22 protein-coding genes and 1 pseudogene are annotated in these 26,228 nt (G+C 50.8%); 11 read left to right on the forward strand and 12 right to left on the reverse strand.

Going from position 1 to position 26,228, the window contains the following annotated elements:
- Positions 1-21: 21 nt before the first annotated feature.
- From dnaX to recR, 3 genes are read left to right on the forward strand one after another with little or no spacing between them, the layout of a single operon-like run.
- Positions 22-1,992, forward strand: a complete 1,971-nt coding sequence (gene dnaX, locus C5O22_RS10010; protein WP_132781436.1) for a DNA polymerase III subunit gamma/tau — start codon at positions 22-24, stop codon at positions 1,990-1,992.
- Between the two features lie 4 nt (positions 1,993-1,996).
- Complete coding sequence (locus tag C5O22_RS10015) at positions 1,997-2,317, forward strand: YbaB/EbfC family nucleoid-associated protein (protein WP_132781438.1); 321 nt, start codon at positions 1,997-1,999, stop codon at positions 2,315-2,317.
- Positions 2,314-2,904: a recombination mediator RecR gene (gene recR / locus C5O22_RS10020; RefSeq protein WP_132781440.1), complete on the forward strand. Its 591-nt coding sequence runs from the start codon at positions 2,314-2,316 to the stop codon at positions 2,902-2,904. The genes C5O22_RS10015 and recR overlap by 4 nt, the downstream gene beginning before the upstream one ends.
- A gap of 78 nt (positions 2,905-2,982) precedes the next feature.
- Here the strand turns inward: recR and C5O22_RS10025 are convergent, their stop codons facing one another.
- Positions 2,983-4,833 carry a hypothetical protein gene (locus C5O22_RS10025; protein WP_132781442.1) on the reverse strand — a complete coding sequence of 617 codons (1,851 nt, stop codon included), beginning with the start codon at positions 4,831-4,833 and terminating at the stop codon, positions 2,983-2,985.
- Positions 4,834-4,955: 122 nt separating this feature from the next.
- On the opposite strand from C5O22_RS10025, the gene glpK reads away from it, so the two are divergent.
- The 4 genes from glpK (at position 4,956) to C5O22_RS10045 (ending at position 10,764) form a co-directional block, all read left to right on the forward strand.
- Positions 4,956-6,452 carry a glycerol kinase GlpK gene (gene glpK, locus C5O22_RS10030; protein ID WP_132781444.1) on the forward strand — a complete coding sequence of 499 codons (1,497 nt, stop codon included), beginning with the start codon at positions 4,956-4,958 and terminating at the stop codon, positions 6,450-6,452.
- Between the two features lie 8 nt (positions 6,453-6,460).
- Positions 6,461-8,806, forward strand: a complete 2,346-nt coding sequence (locus C5O22_RS10035; protein WP_132781446.1) for a hybrid sensor histidine kinase/response regulator — start codon at positions 6,461-6,463, stop codon at positions 8,804-8,806.
- Between the two features lie 204 nt (positions 8,807-9,010).
- Positions 9,011-10,045 (forward strand): peptidylprolyl isomerase, encoded by a 1,035-nt coding sequence (locus C5O22_RS10040; protein ID WP_132781448.1) that lies wholly within the window; start codon positions 9,011-9,013, stop codon positions 10,043-10,045.
- A gap of 32 nt (positions 10,046-10,077) precedes the next feature.
- A complete protein-coding gene (locus C5O22_RS10045; protein WP_132781450.1) occupies positions 10,078-10,764 on the forward strand; it encodes a hypothetical protein in 687 nt (228 codons plus the stop codon).
- 167 nt (positions 10,765-10,931) lie between these two features.
- Here C5O22_RS10045 and C5O22_RS10050 read toward each other — a convergent pair whose 3' ends face one another.
- From C5O22_RS10050 to C5O22_RS10090, 9 genes and pseudogenes are all read right to left on the reverse strand, one after another.
- On the reverse strand, positions 10,932-11,852 hold the full coding sequence (locus C5O22_RS10050) for an AEC family transporter (protein ID WP_132781452.1): 921 nt from the start codon (positions 11,850-11,852) through the stop codon (positions 10,932-10,934).
- A 29-nt stretch (positions 11,853-11,881) separates the two neighbouring features.
- Positions 11,882-13,270: a hypothetical protein gene (locus C5O22_RS10055; protein WP_132781453.1), complete on the reverse strand. Its 1,389-nt coding sequence runs from the start codon at positions 13,268-13,270 to the stop codon at positions 11,882-11,884.
- A gap of 71 nt (positions 13,271-13,341) precedes the next feature.
- Positions 13,342-14,118 (reverse strand): outer membrane lipoprotein-sorting protein, encoded by a 777-nt coding sequence (locus tag C5O22_RS10060; protein ID WP_132781455.1) that lies wholly within the window; start codon positions 14,116-14,118, stop codon positions 13,342-13,344.
- Positions 14,115-15,356 carry an ABC transporter permease gene (locus C5O22_RS10065; RefSeq protein WP_165910488.1) on the reverse strand — a complete coding sequence of 414 codons (1,242 nt, stop codon included), beginning with the start codon at positions 15,354-15,356 and terminating at the stop codon, positions 14,115-14,117. The genes C5O22_RS10060 and C5O22_RS10065 overlap by 4 nt, the downstream gene beginning before the upstream one ends.
- A 10-nt stretch (positions 15,357-15,366) precedes the next feature.
- Positions 15,367-16,608: an ABC transporter permease gene (locus C5O22_RS10070; protein WP_132781459.1), complete on the reverse strand. Its 1,242-nt coding sequence runs from the start codon at positions 16,606-16,608 to the stop codon at positions 15,367-15,369.
- A gap of 2 nt (positions 16,609-16,610) precedes the next feature.
- On the reverse strand, positions 16,611-17,372 hold the full coding sequence (locus C5O22_RS10075) for an ABC transporter ATP-binding protein (protein ID WP_132781461.1): 762 nt from the start codon (positions 17,370-17,372) through the stop codon (positions 16,611-16,613).
- A 19-nt stretch (positions 17,373-17,391) separates the two neighbouring features.
- Positions 17,392-18,525 carry a slipin family protein gene (locus C5O22_RS10080; protein ID WP_132781463.1) on the reverse strand — a complete coding sequence of 378 codons (1,134 nt, stop codon included), beginning with the start codon at positions 18,523-18,525 and terminating at the stop codon, positions 17,392-17,394.
- A 1-nt stretch (position 18,526) separates the two neighbouring features.
- A complete protein-coding gene (locus C5O22_RS10085) occupies positions 18,527-18,928 on the reverse strand; it encodes a GntR family transcriptional regulator (RefSeq protein ID WP_132781465.1) in 402 nt (133 codons plus the stop codon).
- Between the two features lie 325 nt (positions 18,929-19,253).
- A pseudogene (locus C5O22_RS10090) lies at positions 19,254-19,468 on the reverse strand (IS3 family transposase); the annotation flags it as partial.
- Between the two features lie 360 nt (positions 19,469-19,828).
- Here C5O22_RS10090 and C5O22_RS10095 point away from each other — a divergent pair.
- Positions 19,829-19,993, forward strand: coding sequence for a transposase (locus C5O22_RS10095; RefSeq protein WP_132781469.1), 165 nt, complete (start codon positions 19,829-19,831; stop codon positions 19,991-19,993).
- A gap of 579 nt (positions 19,994-20,572) precedes the next feature.
- Here C5O22_RS10095 and C5O22_RS10100 read toward each other — a convergent pair.
- Positions 20,573-21,313 (reverse strand): hypothetical protein, encoded by a 741-nt coding sequence (locus C5O22_RS10100; protein ID WP_132781471.1) that lies wholly within the window; start codon positions 21,311-21,313, stop codon positions 20,573-20,575.
- A 15-nt stretch (positions 21,314-21,328) separates the two neighbouring features.
- Positions 21,329-21,871, reverse strand: a complete 543-nt coding sequence (locus tag C5O22_RS10105) for a hypothetical protein (RefSeq protein ID WP_132781473.1) — start codon at positions 21,869-21,871, stop codon at positions 21,329-21,331.
- A gap of 278 nt (positions 21,872-22,149) precedes the next feature.
- Between C5O22_RS10105 and C5O22_RS10110 the strand changes: the two genes are divergently transcribed.
- From C5O22_RS10110 to cas6, 3 genes are all read left to right on the forward strand, one after another.
- Positions 22,150-23,712, forward strand: a complete 1,563-nt coding sequence (locus tag C5O22_RS10110) for a sigma 54-interacting transcriptional regulator (protein WP_165910489.1) — start codon at positions 22,150-22,152, stop codon at positions 23,710-23,712.
- Position 23,713: 1 nt separating this feature from the next.
- On the forward strand, positions 23,714-24,856 hold the full coding sequence (locus tag C5O22_RS10115) for a putative CRISPR-associated protein (protein WP_165910490.1): 1,143 nt from the start codon (positions 23,714-23,716) through the stop codon (positions 24,854-24,856).
- A gap of 322 nt (positions 24,857-25,178) precedes the next feature.
- Entirely contained in the window at positions 25,179-26,102 is a 924-nt protein-coding gene (cas6, locus tag C5O22_RS10120; RefSeq protein WP_132781479.1) for a CRISPR system precrRNA processing endoribonuclease RAMP protein Cas6, read from the forward strand.
- Positions 26,103-26,228 lie beyond the last annotated feature (126 nt).

Raw genomic sequence — 26,228 nt, forward strand, 5'->3', positions numbered from 1 at the left:
CGAGCAGGTATACTTTAGGCCATGGCTTATGAAGTTACCGCCAATCGGCGAAGACCAAAAACCTTCGATGAACTTGCAGGGCAGGAATTTGTGGTGGCCACCCTTAAAAGCGCCATCCAGTCGGGACGTATTGCCCATGCGTACCTTTTTTCGGGCCCCCGGGGATGCGGAAAAACCAGCGCGGCCCGTATTCTAGCCCGCTCCTTAAACTGCGAAAAGGGTCCCACCCCTACCCCCTGTGGGGTCTGTACAAACTGCCAGGAAATTGCCCGCGGAACAAGCCTCGATGTTATAGAAATCGATGGGGCCAGCAACACCAGCGTAAACGATGTGCGCCAAATAAAGGATGAGGTGCTTTTCCCCCCCAACAGCGGGCGATACAAGGTGTACATTATCGACGAAGTACACATGTTGTCGAACAGCGCCTTTAATGCCCTTCTAAAAACCATCGAAGAACCGCCACCGTACATCATCTTTATCTTTGCCACCACCGAACTCCATAAGGTACCGGCTACTATCAAGAGTCGCTGTCAGCAGTTTAACTTTCGGCTCATACCCATCGATACGATTAAATCGATTCTGAAAGAAACCTGCGAAGAGATGGGTATCCAGGCAGAGGAGGAAGCCCTTTTCTGGATTGCCAAAGAATCCACCGGCAGTCTCCGGGATGCCTACACCCTCTTTGACCAGGTAGTGGCTTTTTCGGAGGGTTTTCTCAGGACCGAGCTTATCAGGGAAAAGCTCGGACTTGTCGGCTTTGATGCGGTTAACAGTCTTGCCGAGGCCTGTGTGGCAGAAAATTCTCAGGAGGCCCTTTCCCAGTTGGACCACATCATCGAACGGGGTGTTTCCATCGAACAATGCATCACCGATTTGGCCCATTACTATCGAAGTATCCTTCTACTTAAAAATGGCATTACCAAAGATAGCCTCTTGGGTTACAGCGCAGAACGGTTTTCGCAAAGGGTAATCAACGAGTTAACTACACCGCAGGTAGAACAGGCCCTGGAACTTCTGTTGCAGGCGTATCGCAACATCCGGTACACCCTATCTCCCCGTTTTGAGCTTGAACGGGTAATCTCTCAACTCTGCTGGCTTAAACGGTGGATTTCTCCTGAGGAACTTTCCCAGTCCCTGGAAAGGGTAAAGGAGTTTCTGATAAACCCTAAGGAGGGTGTCCGCGGAACGCAGGGAGGAAACCCGCCGACACCCTCTGGAAGTTTCTCTGTTCCTCCGCAAAAAAGCGGGTTGCAACAAAGCGGGGCCCCGAAGGGGATGTGTTCCGCAAAAGACAGTAGCCGCCAACAAAGCGGGGTTCCCGGCGGGGCGGTTTCTGACAAACCCACTAGTCCTGTAGCTCATACCACGGACACGGAGAACATCACCCCAAAAAGCTCCCCCGGGACCAATACGCCACCGGAATACGGGAGAGAACCCTTTTCCCTGAGTGAAGAGTTTAAACGTATGATGGCCGAGCGGGCCCAATCGGAAAAGCCCCTCGGTGTCCAGAGGGAAATTCGGGAAGAAACAATCGGTCAGGCCAGGGGGGGCCCGCAACCATCTACTGGCCAGCAAACCAATGGAGGAATACCATCTTTCCAGCAAGAGGAACAAGAAAAGCCAGGTGCTGGGAGGATTGCCCCCTCAGTAGTCCCTCAAAATCTGGACATCCCTATCCTTAAAGAAAAATGCATTTCCCTCTTAAAACACGAACGGGGGCTTCTGGCTTCCAGTTTGGAGAAAACCGCTCCCTGGACTCTCGAAGGGAGCAAGCTCTCTGTCCCCGTACAGGATACGCTCACGGGCGAACTTATCCGAAAAGACATGCCCATCCTTTCCCAGACCTTGCACAAACTGGGCCTTACGGGTATAGAAATACATGTTACTATAAGCGATGCCCCCCCCTCCGAAAAAAAGGGGGAAAAGGAAATTCCACCGGAGGTAGAAATGGTTCGCCGACTTTTCCGGGGAACCATTGTAACACTAGGATAACCCTATGAATCCCTTTGATGCTTTAAAAGTCGCCCAGAAGCTCCAGGAACAAATGGCCGATATGCAAGAAAAACTGGGGAAGACGGTCTGTACCGGCAGTGCCGGGGGCGGCATGGTCCAAATTGATATGAATGGAAAGATGGAAGTTCTCGCGGTTCGGATAGCCCCCGAAACACTCACTGAAGTCGATAGGGAGCTATTGCAGGACCTTATTAAGGCGGCCTTCTCGGATGCGACAGAAAAAGTCCGGCAACAACTACAAACCGAAATGGGTTCCCTTATGGGCGCCCTGGGTCTTCCACCGGGTATGTGGGGTCTGGGATGACAACATTAGACAACCTGGTACAACTCCTGGCAAAACTCCCGGGGATTGGGAAAAAAACGGCTACCCGGCTGGCCTACCATATTCTGGATGGCTCTCCTTCCTATGCCCGGGAGCTTGCGGAACAGCTTGCCAACCTTCACAGCCGGATTCGGCGTTGCTCTCGGTGTGGCAATTACACCGAAGAAGACCCCTGCCCTATCTGCCAGGACCCGGGGCGGGATGCGTCCCTCCTTTGTGTGGTAGAGAAACCGCAGGATATACGGATCATCGAAGAGGGCAGGGAATTCCGGGGGCACTACCATGTGCTCGGCGGTCTTATTGCTCCCCTCGAAGGAGTTGGCCCCGACCAGCTTGCCATAGGAAAACTCCTGGAACGACTCCGGGGAGGGCACATCCAGGAGGTAATCCTTGCCCTTAATCCTACCATCGAAGGGGATACCACGGCATTGTACCTTCATAAATTACTGAAAGATACGGGGATCCGGGTTACCCGCCTCGCTTCCGGCCTTCCTGTGGGGGGAGACCTGGAATACGCCGATCGGCTTACCCTTTCTCGCAGTTTCCGGGGCCGGCTTCCCATGGGCTAGTATCCCTCTACAACAAACTGTTGTACGCAGAGATGCGGGAGGAAAGACAAACATGCCAGCCGTTTTCTCTGAAAGCCCTTACCGTTGCATGCGACGATAACAGGCTTCGATGATGGGATCGAGGGACGGAACATCAAAGCCTTCCTGACGAAGGGCCCCGCGGGTATCGCTTTCTTCCCAATTCATAAAGGGATTGTGGTAATTTTCTTTTAAAAACTCATAAATCGCATCTTCTACGCTTTCGGGGACCGTAAAAAACAGGCCCTTACCCTTACTCAGGACCTGCCGAATGGCGGGCCGAACCTGCATAAAGAAAAGGTCCCCATATACATCGTAGGCCTTTCCTGAAAGGCGCTTCAGTCTATCTGAGACGGACCCACCGCTCATCGTTCCGCCCGCGCCCGGGGGAACAGGGCTCATAGATACAGCTTCTTGTTTTTTGGGCACCCTTCGTGTGGATGGGGAGCCTGTTTTTCGTTGCGAGGGTATGCTCTTTGAGAGCACAGCCACACGCGCTCGCGGGGACTGAATAGAATCCTTCCCGTGCAGTGAAGTACTAGCGTTGCGACTAGCCTCAGGGGCCCCCGTTGTCCTCGGGGCAACTTCCCCTTGTACCGAAGCAGGCCTTCCCCTTGAACCTGCTGAGGAACCCACTCTTCTGGAGGAAAGGGGGGGGCGGCGGGGCACAGCAGGATGAGGGGCCATTTCTTTCTGGCCGACCGATGGGGATTCTACACCCTTTCCTTCAAGCTTTTTCTTTAAGATAGCCCACTGTTGCTGAAGATATATATCTCCCCGGATGGAATAGTAATACCCTGAAATAAGGGCCCCCATCACGGCGGCAAGAATTTCATCGTCCCGTTTACCGGTTCTCCTTCCCCGCTGGATAATGGAAAACACTTCGTAGTGCTTAGTGCCATACTTTCGGGAATAAAGGAACAACACCCGTTCAAAGGCCGCATCGTTTACCAGGTTCCAGTATTTAAAACAATAGGCAAGGGTTTTGTCTTCTACTCGGGTTAAGGTTGGAGGGATCTGAATACGGGCAAGATCATAGGGAGAAAAATGCACCCGAGAAAGGTCCAGCACCACCGTCCGCCGGGGAGCAGCCGTTTTCTCCGGTCCAGTTTTTTTCCCCCGGATAGGTTCTGAAAGCTCCCTCTGCTGGGAGCGCAGGCGGGCAAGTTCTGCCTTATCCTGTTCCACCAGGCGCCGACGGGCCTCTTCCTGCTGGTGCCGCAGAGCCGCTTGACGCCTGCTCCGCTCTTCTTCCACCACCTGCAGGGACTCGGTGAGGTAGGCCCGGATCAGGGCCTCTGCCTTCTGGATTGCCGTCACATGGAAACGGAGCCGTTCGGCATACCGGAGAAGCCGCTCCATGCTAAGAATCGCTTCATATCGTTCCTTGGGAAGCAAGGCCAGAATAGCCTCCGCAGTTTTTATGGTGGAATAGACATCGGTAGGATCATAGGAACGGGCCTTCTGGGCGATATACTCGATCAGGGTCTTTACCTTATCTATAAGACGCTCTCCAATTTTTTCGTAGGCCCGTTGTAATAATCGGGGATAATCCGGGCTATGGGTTCGATAGGCCCGTAACAATTCCATCCGAAAGGCTTCTTCAGGATACCGGGGTACCAGTTTTGTTCTATAAAGGATGAGGGCATCCTGATCCCGCCCCAGGGAGCGAAGCTCGTAGTACCGTTCTATATCGGGATCGCCTGTTTCGGTTAAGTAGGGATATTCAATTTGAAATAGTTCTTTTTCTAATCCGGAGGAGCCCATGGCGCAGGTATTATACGATACTTTCTTATCTTTCCGCAATCCAGAGATAGGGGAAATACAGAAAGGGGCTGCTCTTTCCTGTTTGATAGACCTGCCACCCTTTATCATGATCCATACCACATCCACACAACATTGGGGTATCAAAAGGCCCCCTTCCCTTCTCCCTTCAGAAAAAAGCCTGGCCTCGCTGTTTAAAAGAACAGGTCCATCTCTCTAGCAAGAAACTCGATAAGGTACTACTATTACAGAAAGGAGGAAGTGGCTCCATGCCTCTTACGGAGTATTACATTCTTGCCCTCGATCAGGGGACTACTTCATCACGGGCCATCCTGTTTAATCGTTCAGGATTGGTTATTGGTCTTTCTCAGCATCCCTTTCGCCAAATCTACCCCCAGGGGGGCTGGGTAGAACAGAATCCCGAAGAAATCTGGGAATCCCAATACACCGCCGCCCGGGAAGCAATAAAGGCGGCCCAGATAACTCCGGAACAAATAGCCGCCATAGGTATCACCAATCAACGAGAAACCATTATTTTGTGGGAACGTCGGACGGGCAAGCCCGTCTACAATGCCATCGTATGGCAGTGCCGGCGTTCTGCCGATATCTGCCGGGAACTTAAAGCGCTGGGCCACGAAGAACGGATCCGGGAGAAAACGGGCCTTATCCTGGACCCCTATTTTTCCGCCACTAAACTCATGTGGCTGTTTGAAGAGGTCCCCCACCTTAAGGAACGGGCGGAGCGGGGAGAGATCCTTTTTGGTACCGTTGATTCCTGGCTCCTGTACAAACTGACGGGGAAACACCTTACCGATTATACCAATGCATCCCGAACGATGCTTTTTAACATAAAGACCGGCGAATGGGATCGGGAACTCCTAACGCTCATGGGAATACCTGACGTCATTCTGCCGGAGGTACGCCCTTCCTCTGGCCTTTTCGCGTCCACCAAAACAGAGCTCTTTGGGAAACCCATTCCCGTCACGGGCTGTGCAGGGGATCAACAAGCGGCTTTATTCGGTCATGCCTGCTTTGAGCCGGGGGACATTAAAAACACCTATGGCACGGGGTGTTTTACCCTCCTTAACACCGGCGACCGGCCCGTGACGTCGAACCATAATCTGCTCACCACCATCGCCTGGCGACTCGGCGGGAAAACCACCTACGCTCTAGAAGGTTCGGTGTTCATTGCGGGGGCCCTTATCCAATGGCTTCGGGACGAGTTGGGACTCATCGCCAGCGCCCCCGAAACGGATAACCTTGCCCAGTCGGTTCCTGATTCGGGGAAGGTCATCATCGTTCCTGCCTTTGTGGGTATGGGAGCCCCCTACTGGGACCCGGATGTACGGGGAACCATCTTTGGCCTTACCCGGGGGACCACAAAGGCCCACCTGGTCCGGGCAGCCCTGGAAAGCATTGCCCTCCAGTCCCAGGATCTCTTTGAAGCCATGGAAGCCGACTGTGGTAAACCAATCACCGTCCTTAAAGCCGATGGAGGCGCCTCGGCCAATTCTTTCTTGATGCAGTATCAGGCAGACATCCTGGGGAAAACGGTGGTACTTCCTGAAGTTACGGAGATTACCGCCCTGGGAGCGGCCTATCTGGCGGGCCTAGAAGTAGGCTATTGGGATAGCCTGCGAGACATTGCCTTAAACTGGCGGGTCCGTCGACGGTTCTCTCCTTTGCTTGGCGAAGAAGAGCGGCAACGGAGGATTCAACGCTGGCACCGGGCAGTGGCGGTAGCCCGGGCATTTCGAGAGGAATAAAGGCTCCTATGGGAACGGCAGAATCCCTCAAACCCGATCCTGACAGACGTTACCTTAACCTGGTGGAGGCCTTACCGGACATCGTCTACGAACTTGATCCGGAGGGGCACTTTACTTTTGTAAATCAGGCCGTTTCCCTCTTAGGGTACACACCGGAAGAACTCATTGGGAAACATTTTAGTGCCATCCTTTTTGAAGAAGATATCCCCTATGTAAGCCGGGAATACCTGTTACCCCTTTACCAGAAACGGAACACCGGGGCACGGGGAGCCCCCAAACTTTTCGATGAACGACGGGGGGTGCCCCGTAAAACAGAGAACCTGGAACTACGGCTTAAACGCAAAACCCCTTCTCCGCTTGAGGGGAAAGAGATGTACGCATCTATCATTTCCTACGGAGAAGTAACTTCGGCGGGGGCATATAAAAGGGGCGATACTTCTTCGGAGCCCGTATTTGTGGGAACCGTTGGTATCATACGAGACATAACCCTTCGCCGAAAATCGGAAGAAATGCTCCGAAAAATGTACCAGGCCGTCGATCAGAGCCCCCTGGGGATTGCCATTTTGAATCGAGATCTTATCATAGAATATGTGAATCCCGCCTTCTTTTCTCTTACCGCCACCGGCCCTGACCAGGTAATCGGCCAAAAAATCACTCATTTTATACTTCCTGATCCCTCTATAAAGAAGAATTATGAAGCCCTATGTACTTCGATCGAATCGGGGCTTGATTGGCGAGGGGAACTCCGCTGGAACCGTGCCGGGGCCACTCCCCTTTGGGTAGATTTTTCTTTTTCAGCCGTCAGGAATCCCGCAGGGGCCATTACCCATTATCTTTGTAATATTGAAGATATTACGGCCCGAAAAACCCTCGAAGAACTGAGTATTCAGGCCAGGGATGCCGCCGAAGAAGCCCATCGAGCTAAGGAAGAATTTATTTCCCACTGGAGCAGCCAGATTCAAAATCCCCTTTTAGAACTGATTATGGTAAGCGAAAAGCTTCGCCACAGTGGAAACTATGAAGACGAAGTGGCCCAGGAAATTCAAAAAAAGTGCCGGGAGTTGTTGGCCACCCTGGACGATTTTTCCCTCTTTTTTGCTCCCCAGGGAGAAATCCTCCATTTTTACCCCGAGGAAGTACTCCTCAGCAAGGATATTGAAGAGACCCTACTCCCCTATAAAAACGAGGCAACGGAGCGGGGGCTTTCTTGGAGCATCCATATTGATGATGGAGGCTTTCCCATGGTTCGCATGGATTTCACTAAAATTCGGAAGATCCTTTCCGTGTTGGTAACTAATGCCCTTACCCATACCAGTGCAGGGGGCATTCAGATTTCTTGCCACGTCCGGGCAAAGGAACAAATTCCGGCTTTGTTCGTATCGGTAAAAGACACGGGGAGTGGATTCTCGGGGGAAGAACAGCAACATTTGTTTACCGCCCCAGGGCAAAACAACGGCGAAAAAGCTCTTAAAAAAGAATCTTATCAAGAAATAGGCTTACCCCTCATCAAAAAACTCATAGAACGGATGGGAGGGGCCATATCGGTAGAAAGTACTCCGGGGGTGGGAAGTATCTTTTCGTTTTTTGTCCCCCTGGAAGTTACTTCTTTTCCTGTCTCACCATCCCCAGGGAGATCCCCTTCTTCCCCTCTTTTGATTCTTATCGGGGAACAAAATCCGGTAAATCAGGAATATTTCCGTCATATTCTAGAAAAGGCTGGCCACCAGGTATTTTTTGCGGTAGGACAGAAGGCCATCCTTGCTCTTTTGGAATCCAGGGATTTTGACTGCCTTATTGTAGATATTCAAGAGCCAGAAGTAGAGGGTTTACAGACCGTAATGGCCATCCGTTCTTCCCACAGTCAGCATTTTGATCCTTCCCTTCCCATCATAGGACTGGGAACCATCGAAGGCAAACAGGGGCTCCCGAGCAGGAGTTTTTTTGATGCCCTCCTTCCCAAGCCGGTTACCATTCAACACCTGGTACAACAGATAGAAACGCTTACCCTGCATCGTCTCCCTCTTAACATAGAAAGGCTCCGACGAATCTATGCGGGGAGCGAGGAAGACCTCCGCCATCTTCTTATGACGGCCCATACGGAATTACCTAAATACCTTACCAGTCTTGAAGGGGCGTACGAGTCTCAGGACACGGAAAAAATCCGTCAGAGTCTTCAGCATATGGTAAATATTTTTGCGATCCTGGGAAATAAGAGCGCAGAGAATCTTATTAAGAGATACTATACCGCATTAACCAACCCTCAGGAGGAGGAACAAGGGACGATACATCGGCGACTTGTACGAGAGGCGATGGCAACAACGCATCACCTTCAGCGGATCTTAGAAGAATCCTGAGAAGCTTTTCCCCTCGCAGTTTTTAAAAGGCCCTTAAGAGCCCACAAAATGGGCGACTCCTCATAAGAGTTTATTCGCTCTTTCCCATTTATAAATCATCTTGCCCCGCTGGAGGATAAGCCCGGGGGCACTACATCTGTTTACAGAACAAAGGGGGAATAAAAGCCCTTCAGAAAAACTTCAAAACATGATAGAGTTCCTCTCATGAATAAGAGAATGAAAGAGGGACGTTTTTTTATTTTTTCCATCATCCTTTTAGGGACCATAGGTTGTATCATGGCTAATCCTTCCAACACCCAACTCGGGGATGGGCTTTTTGCCCGCATCAGTACCACCAAAGGGGATATTGTCGTTCGCTTGGAATTTGAGAAAACCCCCCTGACGGTTTGCAATTTTGTCGCCCTGGCAGAGGGGAAAATGAACGTAACAGGGGGAAAACCCTTTTATAACGGCCTTACCTTCCACCGGGTAATCCCCGATTTCATGATTCAGGGGGGCGATCCCCTGGGTAATGGCACGGGAGGACCGGGCTATAAATTTCCGGACGAAATCGATCCTTCCCTCAAACATGATGGGCCAGGAGTGCTTTCCATGGCCAATGCGGGGCCCAACACGAATGGGAGTCAGTTTTTTATCACCCACAAGGCCACTCCCTGGCTCGATGGGAAGCATACCGTTTTTGGTAGAGTAGTCCAGGGACAGGAAGTGGTTAATGCCATTGTCCAGGGAGATAAGATAGAGAAGATCACCATCATTCGAAACGGTCAGGCTGCCCGAGCCTTTAAAGCCGATCAGGCGAGCTTTGACAACCTACTTAAAAGCACCCTGGCGGCCCTTCAGGAACGGCAGGCAAAACAACGAGAAGCGGATCTGGCTACCATCGCCACCAAGTACCCTGGAGCCCAGACAAGCCCCACAGGACTCCGCTACCTCATCCTTAAAGAGGGGAAGGGACCTGCCCCGACACCAGGAAAAATGGTGGCGGTAAGATACAAGGGGATGTTTCTTTCCGGAGAAGTGTTTGATAATTCGGACCTGCGGGGCGGGCCCCTGGAGGTTGTGATTGGCCAGGGGCGTCTTATTCCCGGCTGGGAACAGGCGGTACTGGATATGAAGGTAGGGGAACGCCGTCTTGTTATTATTCCTCCCGAGTTAGCCTATGGGGAACGGGGCGCCGGGAATGTCATTCCTCCGAACGCCTTTCTTGTTTTTGAGTTAGAACTCGTAAAGATTAAATAGGCCCCGAAAAAAAGAGGGGTTTGTTTTTTGGTATGAAAAAGAAGAAAGCCGGGAAAACACAGGGGCGCCCACAAAAAAAAGCCCTTTCTTCTATTTCCGTTTCTCCGTCCCCAGGCGCCGGATGGGAAGAAGAGGGCTCCCCCGAAACGGTGCTGGCCGATTTTTCCCGGCTTACCCACCTTGTGGTGGATACCTCGAGTTTTATCCTTTTTCAGGAACTGGGTCTTCTGGGACCCCTTACAAGCCGTTGGCAATGTTCCATTACTGAAAAGGTGTTACAGGAACTGGAAAGGGGACCGAATCCCCCTGCGGCAAAGGACGTTTTGGGCTTTACGATTGAACCGTCTCTTACCGTCCTTAGCTCTCATACTCCAGATAATCATCTTGACCCGGCAAAAAAAGAGGGAGGACATGGTACGCCCCGTACGCCCCTTTCGACAGCTTCACCAAACACCGACTGGGAACTTCTTTTATTAGCAGAACGTTCGGGACAGGCCCTGCTTTCGGAGGACCGAAAACTGCTCCGCGCGGGAGAGGAGCGAAAGCTTCTGTCCTTAGATACTCTCCTTGCCCTGGTGATTCTCCGGTACCTGGGAACCATATCAAGGGCCTGTTATGTCCAGGCCCAGGAGTATCTTTTAAAACGAAATCGCTACAGTGCCGCCTACCTGGGGTTTATAGAGCAACTCCTATTGTGGATGGAAAAAGAAGGGAGATAAGGTTCGTTTTTATTAAAAAATTAACAAAGGGGGAACCCACCGCCATATATCCCCATTGAACAACAGGCCGTTCATAAAGCGTTGCCATCACATAGGCGTCGCTAGCCTCCTGTGTTCATAACCATTTACCCAAAGGCCCCCTCATAAGGTCCAGCAGGATCCCTTTTTCACAGCCGAAGCCCGAACAAAACCACTAAAGGAATGGTTCCAACGCAAAATAGGGTAGACAAAAACACAAGGGAACTGGCACATTCCGCATCGGCGCCGTACACATCCGCCAGGATGCTGGTGTTGGCCGCCACGGGCATGGCCGTAATGATAGTGGGGAGCACCCACAACAGGCCCCGCAGTCCTACCGCGTACAGGAGGGCCCCCACAAGGGCCGGTAGTCCCAACAGCCGAACCAGAACAGTCACATAGTATTGCCAGCGCCCCACGATTTTGCGGACATCCATCCGGGCCAGAATCGCCCCAATCACTATCATTGAAAGGGGACTGGTTATATCACCGGTCATCTTGATAGTTCTGTACAGGCTCTCGGGCAATTTCACTGAACCTACAAACAAAAGGAACCCTAGCAGGGTAGCCACCACACTGGGATTCACGAAGGTCTTCCAGGAAAGAACCACCTGGCGCTTCCCTTCCCGGGCGATAAGCCAGGCTCCTATGGAAAAGGCCAATACATTAAAGGGGATGTTAAAAATGGCCAGGTGAAAAAGAGCACCCTGCCCCAAGAGGGCTTCTACCACCGGGAAGCCCATAAAACCCACATTCGAAAAAATAAGGGCATACCGGTGCACCCCCCGTTCCTGGGGAAAAAGGGGAATTGCCAGCGGATACAAAACAGCTACCAGAAAATACAGCCCATACAGGGCAAAAGAAAGGGCCAGGGTAATCAGGGCTTCCTGTAAAAGTTCCTGACTAAAGGGACGTTGCAGCGAAGCCAGAATGAGGGCAGGGAGAGAAATATGCAGGATAAAACGGGAAAAATGTCCCACCGCCGCATCTTCAATGGTCTGGGTTTTCCTTCCCCCGTAGCCAATCAGAATCAACAAAAAAAGCACCAGTACCTGGTTAAACACCTGCATGAAGCATCGGCCCCTTTCATGGGACGCCCTTAGAAACGGACAGACACCTGGCTTCCCAGTGTAAACACCTGGTTTTCCTGGGCAGCTCCATCCCCTGGCGTCCCCACTTGATAATGGGCATAGCCTACCAGGGAGACTCCCCTTTGTAAAGCGTATCGGATAGAAGCTTGAACAAAGAACTCCGGGGAACCGGGCTCAAAAAGGCCCAGCGCTGCCCCTTGCAGGCTTTCCGTAAAAGTATAGGACAACTGAGCAAAACCGACCTGTCTCGCCCGGAACCCACTCCAGGGGTACTCGGATCCCCCCGAAACCTGGTATTCCAAATTGAACGTCAGGTCCCCGAGGGAATAATTGATGCCCCCCATAAGGCTATAGGAAATATCCTCAAACGAAAGGGCCCCTTCAGTAAGGGGGAGACGAAGCATACCTTCTCCTACAAGGCCCACCAGGAGGTCCCCCTGCACATCCGCTCCCAGGAGCAAGGCTTTGTCGGAGGATACGCTCGAGGCAACTCCTCCCCCTGAAGAAGCGGCCCCCAATAAAAGATTACCCCCGAGAACTGAGTGGCCCTGACGGAGGGTAGGCAACGCACCGCCATCATAGCCGGCGAGCATACCCATCTCCCATCCTGCCATATTAGCCTTAAAATGGGCCGCTCCGTATCCTTCCGCTACTGGCGGGAGCAGGGTATACACCATATCGATATTCGAAAGCATTCCAAGAGGGATAGTCCATCGGACCACATCGGTGCCGGGGCGACTTATACTGGTTCCTTCTAAAAAGGCCGAAGCAAGGAGATCCGTCGGCGAAAGGGCCCGGCCGCGGCCCCAGTTTACTATCATGCGGCCCACCGAAAGATCCCCCCATCCGGTGTACAGGGCCAGGAAAAGGCGGCTCACCTCGGCCGTAACAAAGGGCAGGGCAACTCCGCTCTGTCCCTGTAACGTCCAGGCCAGGGCGGCCAGGTCTCCGTACAGGAGCGTAACCCGGCCGGTCGCAAAAACCTGGGCACTGTCCCTCTGGCCCCCTTTAAGGTTCAAGGTAGCGGAGAAAAGGGGGCCCTCTAAGGGGTCCAGCCAGCCTTCACGAGAAAGATCGGTCCAATAAAAGGAGGTGGTGAAAGCCCCCTCGCCCCAGAGATGGAGCGTATCCTGGGGAGCCCATTGCCGGGTGGTTTCTGATAGTTCCGGGGAAGCTTCTGTTTGTTCCAGGGAAGTAGGTTGATTTTCTGCAGGAAACCCTTCCTGAGCCCCGAGGGTCATTCCTGAATGGACCCCTATGGTTTCCCAGAGCCAAAACAACATAACCAAAAGAATAAGGGACTGTTGTTTTTTCTTTGTCCCTCTCATCATTGGTGCAATCTTCTTACCCCCTCCCAGGGGGAAAAAAACATTCGGAAAATGATGGTTCTGCTTCATAGGATTTCCTTTTGGCGGCGGTAAGCGCCGCCACCATGGGTTTTGCAGTACAGCCTATGTTGTAGGAGCCCTTAACGGCTTAAACGCCGTAGGCTAAACTGGTCCGCCGGGAGTTTTACATCGAGCTGGATGTTTTGCATCACAAAACGGGTGCCCGCCGTTTTTTTCAACATGTCCCGCATGACAAGCTCGGTGACAAACCAGCGGTTGCCGACCCGTTCTACCTTAAGGCTCTCGCTCACCTTAAGGAGTTTTCCGCTCTTAGCGTACATTTCGGCTTTCAGGGGAACAAAGCGCTCCCCATCTATCCAGAGTTTTTGTTTTTCGTAGGAAACATTCCGTACCTTGGCGGTAAGCTCCACCACATAGGCAGGGCGTTCCCCGACCTGTTCGGTGCCAAGCAAACGGGCATCGTACTTATCCAAAAGGGTTTCCGACTCCAGGGCATCCTCATAGGAAAAATCCGAGCCCATCATCCCTTCTTTTAAAAGATGTCCCGCTATCTTTACCGTTTCCTGCTCTTCCGGGAAGTACATCCACAGTTCCTTATCGATCTTAAGGTAGCGGATGCCCCGATCCTCGGGATTCACAAATTCCACAAAGGCCCGGCGACTCCCTTCAGCGACGGCCACCATCTCTTTTACCAGGGTCCGTCGTCCCTGATCGATAATCATCTGACCCCGATAGGAAATGGTCCCGATGTTTTTCTGTGCATCGTAGCGACGAAGCACTTCTTCCACCGTGAGGGACGGAAGCGGGGTAAGGCTCTGGGCCATCCCACGATAGGGTTGGCACAGAACCCCTAACAGCATTATCAGCCCCAGCATATATCGTTGTACTCTTTTCATATCACGCTCCTTATAGCAATTACCGGATCCAGTTGGGCCGCCCTTCGACTGGGTAAATACGACACCAGCAATGAAACAAGCACCCCGATGCCAAACATCATAAGGCTCCCCGGAATGCTAACCACCGTATAAAAGATGGGATCCATGGGAAACGTAAGGCCCGACATGGCCGAGGTATAATCGATACCCACAATAGAGAAGAGGTAACAGATTCCCAGTCCCAACAGGGCCCCGATACCACTTCCCACAATCCCCATGGCCAGGCCTTCGCTGATAAAGAGGGCTAGAATTTCCCTCTTTTTAAGTCCCATGGCTTTAAGGATACCTATCTCCCGCCGGCGCTCCAGCACCACCATCATCAAGATATTCGAAATGATAAGGGCCCCTAAAAAGGCGATGACCCAGTAGATAACCCCGTATATAGTCTCCATCATTTTGATGAGCCGGGGATAGTCCCCGATCTCCGTCCAGGGCTTTACCAGGAGATCCGTCTGTACCGGGGCAACCAGTTGGGCCACGCGGCGGGCGATTTCCGGAGCCCTGGTATAATCCCGCAGCATGATAAGAATTTGCTGGACCCCACCACCGGTTCGCAGGAATTCCCGGGCATCCTCCAGGGGAATCTGGAAAAAGGTTCGGTCCATCTGGGTAAGCCCCGTTTTAAAGAGCCCCACGATTGTAAAATTGCGAAGCCGTAAACTGGAATCGGCCCCCTGGGTTAAAATCCGCAGGGTATCTCCTACGCTGAGTCCCAACTTCTCTGCAAGCTGATACCCCAGGATTACCTCCCGATTTCCCCCGAGGTAGCGCCCCTGTACAATACTTCTATCTAAATTGAGCAAGTACTGTTCTACCTTCGCATCCCCCGCGATACCCATAGCAGCCACCGTAGTCGGACCGCTCGAAAGAAGGGTCCCAAAGGTAATCCGGGGGGCGATATACTGAATCTCCTGAGAAAGGATCGCATCCTCCCGAAGACGGGAGAGAAGCTCTTCGGGATCCAAAACCAGTTCATCCAGGGGCATAAAACGGGCCCGTTCATCAAAGCCCCGGGTGGTAATCCGAATGTGACCGCTTTCATTTTTGGTGATGTTCTTCACCAGATTCTGAAGCACCCCATTGGCAAGGCCATACATAAAGGACATGAGCATCACCGAAAGGGTGATGGAACTGACGGCTAACAGGGTTCTCCGACGGTTCCGCCGGATATTTCGAAACGCCATAGCAATTATCCACATAGGAGCCTCCCTATACAAAGCGCAGGGCATCGGTCACTTCCATCTTACTTGCCCGTTTTGCGGGTCCCCAGCTGGCCATGATGGCAAGAAGAAAGCCCAACGAGAGGGCTACCACAAAGGCATCGGGGTTCCACTCTCCATACAGGTTTCCGCTTAAGGGAAGTCCCATATCGATATTTCCCATCATCGCGTCCAGGGGAAAGCCATACACAATAAGCTGGAGGTCCAGAAGCAATCCAAACAAAAGGCCCGATGCGGAACCCACAAGGCCAATAATCGCCCCTTCAATCATAAAAAGACGGCGGATTTGCCGGGGGTTAAGCCCAAAGGCCCGAAGGACCCCAATTTCTTTAATCCGGCTGAACACGCTCATCAAAATAGTATTGGCAATGCCAAGTCCTCCAATAAGGAGCACCACCAGGATGATGATGCTGGCCCCCTTTGATTTAGCCTTAGAAAGTTCCAGGAAGGCCCGGCCAACTTCGCCAAAGCTCTTGGCTCGGAGCTCCGGGAAACGTTCTTCTATTTTACGGGCCAGTTCATCAGAGTCCGCCATGGCCCAGGCAAGGTTGGTCCGTTTTTCCATGCGCACCGAAATTTCCGTGCGCAGGCCCTCGAGCTCAAGGAAATCTTCGCCTACCGAGAAGGGAATAAAAACCGTCCCCTTGTTAAGTGAGGGTTCTGGGGCATGCAACAGTCCCACTATCTGAAAATCCCGGGCATTATGGGCCTCCCAGCGGGTGCGCCCCGCCAGGGTAATCCAATCACCAAGACCCACGCCCAACTCTGTGGCCAGGGCTTTACCTACGATGATTGGAGCCGCCACATCTTGCGGGAACCAGCTTCCTTCTATATACTCTCCCAGGGTATACACTCTGCGATCCTTCTCGGGGTCTATCACCGTAATAAGCACCGGCGTCGCATCCCGGCCGTTGGAAAGCTGCCCCAGAGCCCTGGTCCGTGTGGTAACCGCCAGAACCCGGGGATCTTCTTTCAGAGCCGACTCCACTTCCTGAAGCCGGTCTATCCCGTAATCCAGCGAATAGCCCCCCTCCTCCTCATACTGACGGGTGGTAATTTTTAGGGACGAATCGGTAAGGTTGATGATATTTTCCAGGCCCACCCGATCCATCCCCTTCAACATCGAATCCATCCATATGAAGAGGCCCAGGCCAAAGGTCATGGTCACAATCGTAAGGGCCGTGCGTTTTCCGTGACGCCATACGTTTCGCCAGGCAATTTTCCATAACATGGTTATACCCCCCGAGTTGAGTCGGCCTGTGGTGCAAAGCGTCCAGGCGAACTGTTGTGTGGCCCCTCGGCAGGGGCACCCTCCCGCCGGTCATCGCTAAAGATTTTTCCATCCCGGATGGTTACCACCCGGCGGGCGTGTTTTTGGACAAGGGCATCGTGGGTAGAAAAGATAAACGTGGCCCCCCGTTCCTTGTTTATCCGCGCCATAAGGTCCACGATTTCTTCGGCCGTGTGGGAGTCCAGATTGGCCGTGGGCTCATCGGCCAGCACTATGTAGGGTTCCTTAACCAGGGCCCGGGCAATAGCCACCCGCTGTTCCTGGCCCCCCGATAGTTCCCGGGGATAGCGATTTTCGGTGCCCTCAAGCCCCACCGCATGGATAAGATCCAGAGCCCGGTTACGAATCTGTTGGCGGGAAAGCCGCCGTTCTATCACCAGGGGTAGTTCCACATTTTCCAGAACGGTAAGAACCGGAATTAAATTATAGGATTGAAAAATGAAGGAAATGTGATGCTTCCGATACTCGGACCGTTCGTTTTCCGTCATTGAGCCAAGAATTTGGCCATTATACCGAATAATTCCTTCCGTAAGACTATCAAGGCACCCAATAATGTTGAGCAGGGTGGTTTTCCCCGAACCAGAGGGGCCCACGATAGCCATGAATTGTCCCTTTTCGATATCCAGGGTAATACCATCCAGGGCATGAATCGTTTCTGCCCCCTTTTGATAGTATCGCTTTATTCCTTCCAGTTGCAGAATCATTCTCTACCTCCTGTCTCTCTTAGTTCTTTCCTTTCGGTTCCTGTTCAGAAGCCCCTGCCGCGTCCTTCTTCTTTTGTTGACGAATTTCCTGCAGGGCCTCAAGGCCAAAGACATCGGTGGCCTGTAATTCCTCGGTAATCGAATTGGGCACCAGCATCATGGAATTTCCCGCCTTAAGCCCTTCATTCAAGATAGATAGATGTTTCAGGCGCAGGGCCGTATCGCTCGAGGCATAAATCTCCGCCGCATCCCGCAGGCGCTTTGCGATTTCGATTTCCGCCTCCGCAAGAAGCACCCGCCCTTTCTTTTCCCGCTCCGCCTGGGCAAGGCGACTCAAGGGCCCCTGTAATTCCTGGGGAATTTGAATGTCCGTAATTTCAATATGTTGAATGGTTATTCCCCAATCGGTGGTCTTTTTATCCACCTCTTCCCGGATTTGCCGTTCAATTTCATCGCCCTGTTCCAGGAAGGTACTCAGGTCATGCCTGCTGATGGCGCTGCGAAGGGCCGTTTTCGCCGAGAGGATGACCGCCTCTTCGTAGTGTTCTACTTCGCAGATAGCCTTTTCAGGATCCCAGACAAGCCAGAAACAGATCGCATCTACTGTCACGGTAACCGAATCCCGGGTAAGGGTGGTCTCCGCCGAGAAATCGGTCACCCGGATACGGAGATCTACCACCGAGGCTATCCGGTCAAGGATAGGAAAGAGTAAGAACACCCCTGGCCCCTTTACACGATAAAACTTTCCGAGCCGTAAAACGATTGCCCGCTCCCATTCGTCAAGCCGCTGAAAAGCGGGGGCCACAAAGGCCCCAAAGGCGGCACAGAGCACCGCCAGCTGGGGGTCTTTTAGCACCCAGATAAGTATAAGAAGAGTAATAATAAGAAACACCTTGATTGCCACCTTCCAGCGGGGGAACAGGCTCATGATGAAAGAAGTTCCTATGGGGGCTCCTAACAGGGCTCCTACATCCACCCAGCCAAGGGGAAGTCCCCGAACAAAGCGAATGCCGCTTAGGGTAAGCAAAAATAACAGTACCACCCCCAGCCCAATAGTCTGAACAGTGAAATCCCGGGGATTTCCCCGCTTAGGTGGGTTTTTAATATAACTTTTATGGGCTTCTTTCTTTCCAAACCAGCTTTCTAGTCCCATCCTATTCCTCCTTAAACTCCTGTATAAGTTGAATGAGTTCTTCCTTATTTTTTACACCCAGGGCTTCCATCTCCCGGAAAAAGCGCCCCAGGCATTCTTCTATCTTTTTTTGCCGTTCCGCCTCTTCGATATCGATCTTTTTATCCGAAATGTAGGTGCCGCTCCCCACCTGGGTTACCACGAGGCCCCGGAGTTCCAGTTCGTTGTAGGCCTTGGCGATGGTGTTCGGATTTATCTGCAGTTCAATGGCCAGGGACCGAATGGTAGGCAGCCTATCCCCCGGCACCAGGCGACCCGCCAGAATCGCCTGTTCTACCTGCTGGATAATCTGCCGATAAAAGGGCACCCCCGAGGCGGGATCCAGGATAAAATCGATTTTATGGCGTATATTTGAACTACTCATCTATGACAATTGTACTATTGTTATAGTACAATGTCAAGACAAAACAGGAAATTTCCCCGTGAAATAGGTGCGAAGCATGTACCGGTTACCGAGAAGCAGGTGAGGCGAATCATGGTTCGGACCAAATTACAAGCGATTTTCCCAGGTCGGAATCTGTCAAAGGCCCGACAGGAGCATAAAAAGTATCCGTATCTTCTTGCTGGCAATAAAATACGATATCCGAATCAGGTGTGGGCAACTGATCTGACCTATATCAAGCTGCCTTCGGGTCATGTCTATTTGATGGCAATCATTGTGGACCTGCCCCGGTATAGTGGAGAGGTAGTTAAGCCTCTTTTCGTGCAACCATCGCGGGAGCTTTGTAGCCGTTCCGCGAATACAGCCTGATCCGATTATAGTACACCTCGATGTATTCGAACACCGCCGACTTGACGTTCCGGCGGGATTTCCATCCGTCCAGTTCTTCCACTTCCCGTTTCAACGTCTTGAAAAAGGATTCCGCACAGGCATTGTCCTAGAGTTGCCCTTTCGCGACATGCTCCTGACCAGCATCGGAAGTGCCGCCGTCGAGGCTTCGCAAAATGCCGCCCCGCAGTGCAGGAAGGTTTGCGGCCGTTCCCTGCGTAGTACCCCGATGCGCTGACGGTAAGAACCTTTGCCATCTTCCCAATCGACCAACGATTCCGGTGGGCGTCCATGAACCGAAAACTCATCTCTGTTTTCCGTTCACCGAGAAGATGGCTACCGCTTTTTTTAGTATTTCATTCGCCTCGCGGAGGTCCTCAACCTCGCGTAAGAGTCTGGTTATACTGAGCCCAGGTTGAAAGACCAAGGACGCGCAAGAACTAAGGTGTGAATCGCCTCCTTGAGAGACAGGAGGAAGGAGGCGTAGAATCAGCCATGCGCAAGCACTACGACAAAGAGTTCAAGGCCAAAGTAGCCTTGGATGCGGTACGGAGTGAGAAAACGATCCAGGAGATCGCGAAGGCCTTCGCGGTTCATCCGAACCTCGTGAGCCTTTGGAAAAGACAGTTGCTCGAGAACGCGGGCAAGCTCTTTGAATAAAGAAGGGAAGGACAAGACAGCGGAAGAGGCCGAGCGGAAACAGGACCAGCTGTACAGGCAGATCGGTCAGCTCCAGGTGGAGAACGAGTTTCTAAAAAAAAGTACAGGCAACTGTACGGGACCGAGCCCAAGTTGTAGAGCCGGATGATCCGGAGCTTTCGATTCGGAGACAGTGCGAGCTTCTATCGATCAGCCGGACGGCCTACTACTACAAGCCGAAGAAGGAGGAGGAAACCGAGGATCCCGAGCTGGGCATACTGCTCGCGATTCTGGACGAACTGCGGGAGCATCCCTTCTACGGGTACCGGAAGGTCGCCCTGGCGGTTTCGTACCTCGTGGTAAGCAGGAAACAGGTCCGCAGGATCATGGGAAAGACAGGCTGAGGACTATGTACCCTGGGGAACAGCTGTCCAAGCCGGACCGGAAGCATCCGAAGTATCCGTACCTGTTGAGGGGAAAGACGATCTGGATGCCCAATCAGGTATGGGCCTCCGAGATGAACCCCAATGAACCGGAGAAACACGGAGGGCCTCTTTACCCTGGACCGCAGGCTAAAACTGGTGCTAACGTAAGGGGGCTCTAATCTACTACTTTTTCGTATTCGATGCTGACTATTTGAATGCCCGGCGTAGTGCAGATTATTTTATAATATTTGCTATAGCCCTTTTCAGCAAAAACAAGACCGAAATATTCCGCATTGGGCTGAAGGTCTACACTATAGAAAAGATTTTTTTCAAGTACATCGAGCCATTGTTTTCCCCTTTGGGCGTATTGGGAGACTGCCTCGAAATTTCTTTGTCTTGCCAGTTCTGCTGCTGTAGGGTCATAATAACTGGTTGAGCTGCTGTAGATACCGGAAACAGAACCATATCGAGATCCGCCGTATATGGTTCCGGTAGTGGATGTGTAACCTCTGCCGGCATCTATAGAACTAGCTACAGCTCCCAGTGCAAGCAGCACTGCCCCTGCGGTATATTCTGCTTTTTCTTTTCTATAATATTCTTCCGATGTATAAACCTTAAGTTTTTTCCAGTTTACCCTATCGTCGCTTTCATAAACAGAAAAATGGGTATCTGTAAATGAAATTGTTTTTCCTGAATAATTTTTTATTGCAATTTTTATCATTAAATCCTCATCAACATAGACAGGATAGATGATCATACCAATATTTTGGTCGGTATAAACAGGGTAGTAAGCAGATCTTTCCTGAATAACCTGAATCTGATCATTTTGAATGGGTACAAAATGGTATGTTGCGCATGAAATTACAGAAAGTACCAGTAATAACAAAATGCTCATCCTGCAGTAATGATTTTTCACAAGATTCTCCTTGCTTTATTGAATAGCTTCTATGCTCGAATACCAAGGGAAATAACTCTTATATTTGCTAAGGTAATACTCCAGCCCTGTGGTGTTAAAAAAAAGGGTAATGGGATCTTGATAAGAAGGGGTACAGCGGACTACGAATCTATCGGCTTTTGCTATTTGTTGTAATAGTTCAGAGATGTCTCCTATGTAAAAGCTTGCTTCCCCATCGGTCGAATTAGACCAGAATGTTCTTTGGGCTGGATTATTTCCAACTCTAAAATCAATATATTTACCCCGAAGATTAAAATATTCTATATCACTTCCCAAAAAGGTATTCCAGATAATAAATAGCTCGATTGTTTCAGAAGTAGCTCGAATTACCAAACGTTCTTTAGTTTTAAAATAATTTTTTGGCCCATCTGCCTCAAGGATTAAGAATACTTTTGATTCGTCGGTAATTGGGTCCGTTTCTTCATAATCTATCCATTCTGAATCGGGTGGTGGGCTTTGGGCCGGGATAGAAGAAAGGGAAACCAGCATAGCCACGATCATAACAAATGTTCGTTTCATATTTATTCCTCTTTTTTGTGTTAATGCAAATATCATGCCAAGTGTTTTTTGGTGGAAAGACCCTGGCGGGGTACGTAAAAAGCAGTATTTCATAGCACTAAGGGCCAGGAAAACAGTAACGATAGTTTCATAGTTACGGAACAAAAGTTACGAAGCATTATGAAAACTAATCTTATAGGGGTGTCTAAAATAAAAAGAATGGTGGCTGCTGTGGCACCTGTAATTGGCATGTTTTATGCAGATTGTCTGCCATGGATTCTCATGATACTATGAAAGATATGGCAAAGACAGTCTCGGTTCTGGTGACCTTTATAGGAAATCGGGATCCCTATCCACAGGATGATGAAACTCCGGGGCCTATTCTATCCTTTTTATTGCAGCATCCGGTAGATATCGTTTATATGCTTTGCAGCAGCGCTGCCTACCATGAGCGAGCCCAAGATTTAATAAGAGAAGCTAAAGATGAAGGATTGGTCACCAAATTCGAAACGGTAGATTTTTATGTTCCCGATGTGGTCGATTACGGAATAATCTGGGAACGGTTGCTCATGAGTCTTACGGATATACAACAGCGTGTTCATGAACATCTTCCAGTACGGATAAGTGTAGAATGGCTTTTTTTACTGGACTCCGGAACCCCGCAGATGAAATCCTGCCTTTTTCTTGCTGCCGCGACACAACAATTTCCGGCTCGTCTTTACCAGGGCATTCCGCCAGCCTTCTCCGGTGGAGCCTATAAGAGCCGCCAAGTAAACATAGAACCTTTTTCTTTTATGCGGCCTGCATTCATTGTGGAAGGGAAGGTTCCAAATGTATATGAGGCTGATATAGGAGCGAATACAAATACCACTGGGAGTAATGCTCCCAAATATCGGGAAGCAGAAGAACGGGCATTGCGTATTGCCCGATATGAAGACCCGGTACTGCTTTTAGGCGAGACCGGTACAGGAAAAACCAGAATAGCCCGTCAGATACATGATGCGAGTCCCCGGAAAAGCGGGCCATTTGTAGAAGTAAATTGTTCAGCTATTCCGCGGGATCTAGCAGAAAGCGAACTTTTTGGTCATGTCCAGGGAGCCTTTACCGGAGCCAATAAAAATCGAAGCGGCAAAATCCGGGCTGCTCAAGGGGGGACCCTGTTCCTTGACGAAATCGGAGACCTGCCGCTGGAACTGCAGGTTAAGCTCCTTAAGGTGTTGGAAGAACACACCCTGTATCCAGTTGGCTCCGATGAACCTGTTACGGTTAATGTCCGGCTTATCGCGGCAACCCACCGGGATTTAGAACACATGGTAAAAGATGGCAGTTTTCGTAAGGACTTGTACCAGCGCCTTAAGGTTGTTGTCATTCGGCTTCCGCCTCTGCGGGACCGCAAAGAAGATATTTTACCTCTGGCTGACTATTTCCTTGATGAACGGAACCGTAAATATGGGGAACATAAGGAGCTTTCTGAGGCAGTAAAAAGCCGTTTGCTTGAATACTCGTGGCCCGGAAATGTCCGGGAATTGCGGAATACGATAGACAGCGCCTGTTCCATATCCCAGAAGGAGCTCATCGAGCTGGATGTATTGCCCGAAGAATTACAAGCTGGCACCTGGAGTAAGTATGGAATGCACGGCGCGTCTGGTGATATGCCGGGGGAGATCCTGCCTCCGGAAGGCTTGGATCTGCGGGCCCGACTGCTCCAAATGGAATGGAGTTATGTAGCGGCGGCTTTGCGCAGAACCGGAGGTAACCGGGAAGCGGCGGCAAAACTTTTGGGCATGACTGGTCATGCGTTTCGCAAGGCCCTACGGGAACGGCTTGCCGGTTTTTTCGAAAACGAATGGGAAGGAGAATAAGATGCCGGAACGACAGGTACTCATTTGTACGGTAGGAACCAGTCTTTTTTCTGGGAATCTGGAACGGCTTCCCTTCGAAAGAGACAATCCCCCGAATTGGGAGAACCTTAAAAGGACATATCAAGAAAAAAATTGGAGGGCCCTCGCAAGAGAATTAGCGTGCCTTCCGCCAGATAGCCGGGTCTGTGGTGCAGAAATTAATACCATCCACGAACTTATTACCCAAAAAGGACTTCCTTTGAGGGCCATCCATTTTCTTGTCTCGGATACGCCGGCAGGAGAAGAAACAGGAAAGGTACTTCAATATTACTTTAAAAATCATTCTTCCCATCATTTTAGTGTCGTAGAATATCACCGAATCGAAAAATTACAGGACCAACATCCTCAGGATTTTAAAGTGTATGGGTTACGTAACCTGGCCCGGGAAATTGGCACTATCATTCAGCGGATAGGTGGCCCCGAAAAGGTGCTTATCGATGCCACCGGTGGTTACAAGGCCCAAATTGCCATTGGATTGCTTATCGGCCAGGTGCTCAATATTCCGGTCATGTATAAACATGAACGGTTTTCTCAGATTATCGATTTTCCCCCTTTGCCGGTTTCTTTTGATTACAGCCTTTTTGGAACCTATGCGGGGCTTTTGCACTATCTTGAAAAAGGTATTGTCACGGTAGATTCGGAAGAACTAGATCTAACCGAAGAGGATGAAAAACTCCGGGTCCTCCTGGAAGAAACAGATGTGGGGAACAGACGACTTTTTGCCTTAAGCCCCATTGGTCAAATATACCTTCTTGGATACCGATTACACCATCAACGGGAAGTAACAGAACTGGCTTCAGCTCAAAATAAAGAGGTGCCCCACTTTTCGGATGACCACTATCCCGAAGGTTTTAAGGACTATGTGAAAAAGATTTGGAGAGAAGTCCCCTGGATTGTAACCATAAAAAGCCTTCCTTATTACCAACAACGGTCCATTAAAGGGAGGGGTTTTACGGTACGAGAAATAGAAGGGCAGCTTCGACTGGTTGGCACCTATCGGGATAGAAACGACTTCGGAGCCCGCTTTGAGATTATTCCCACCGATACTTCCCGGGAAGCCCTTATATACGCGGTGGAACTGTTAAATGAAAGATACGGAGATTAAAGGAAAAGGATGTGTGGCGTAACAAAAGTTCCATAACGACGGAACAAAGGTTACTTTTTTAAGCACCCCTATTTTAGGAACGCCGGGTTGAATTTCCGTGTTTGAGTCGCCTACAGCCGGACTACCGTTCCAAAGTTCCTACAGGGAAGTGGTTTTTTCTTCTCGTATAAATAAGAGGATGTTAGTAGTATGGCGGATAGAGTTTTTAGAGATATTAGAGATTATAGAAATATCAAGTCATTTAACCATTTCTAATATAAGAAATTAAACACAAAAACATTGACAATTTTTAAATCTCAGAAGTATCATAGGAGTAACTATCATGGGCCATCAGCTTACCAGCCTTTCACTCAATTGTACTATCACTTTTCAGAAAGCCGTTAGAGTAGATACCTATCCACCCTTTGTTATCCGAAGTGTGTTGGGCTACCATCTTAAACGAATGCACTGTGTAAGCCACCAGACCCCCTGTCAGGACTGCGTTTTCCGGCGCACCTGTGCCTATGTGTTTTTGTTCGAGAGTATTATCGACAAGGATACCCCGGTTTTAGAGGGCCGCGATCGAGCAAGTCATCCCTTTAGGCTCATTGCCCACACTGAACCGGGTAGGGAGGCACGGGAACTTCCCTTAACGGTTCAGCTATTTGGTCGAGGGGTGGAATATGTGCCCCACGTGGTCTTTGCATTACGGGAAGGAGGGAAAGGGGGACTTTTTCGGGAGCGGGTCCCCTACAAAATCAGCGTGAACAATGTAAAGGGAGAGGCAATTCTTGAAGGGGACCGGCTCGTGCAGTCCCGTCTGAGCACTGAGCGGTATAGCTATCCGGACGGCGACGAGATGGAAAGCCGAACGCTTCATATTTACTGTCACAGTCCCCTGCGTTTTAAGGTGAATAATCGCCTAACCAGCGATTTTTCTGGTCGGGACCTGATAGCCGCCACGAGCCGGCATCTGGACACGCTGTTTTTTCTTTATGGGAATGGCACAGAATTTGCAAAAGAAATACAAAACCAAAAGTGGGAGGGAGAAGTAAAAATAACCCATCGGGACCTGGCATGGCGGGATTACCCGCGGTTCTCCCGCCGCCAGGGAACTCCGATGAAACTGGGCGGCCACGTGGGACGCCTTACCCTAAGTGGAAGCGCCCCCCGCTGGGTCTGGGAAACCCTGCACCTGGCAGGCCGCATCGGCACCGGCAAAAACACAAGCTTCGGCTTTGGCCATATCGAAGTAACGGAGGAGTGAGGGGAAGATGGAATTTTATATTGAACGTTATAAAAACAGAGAAGAACTTGTATTTGATTGTGAAGTCATTACACCAATGTTTTTATCCGGTGCGGACCCTAAAACATATAATGAGCCCTAGAAACT

The sequence above is a fragment of the Treponema sp. J25 genome (assembly GCF_004343725.1).
Lineage (GTDB): Bacteria > Spirochaetota > Spirochaetia > Treponematales > Breznakiellaceae > J25.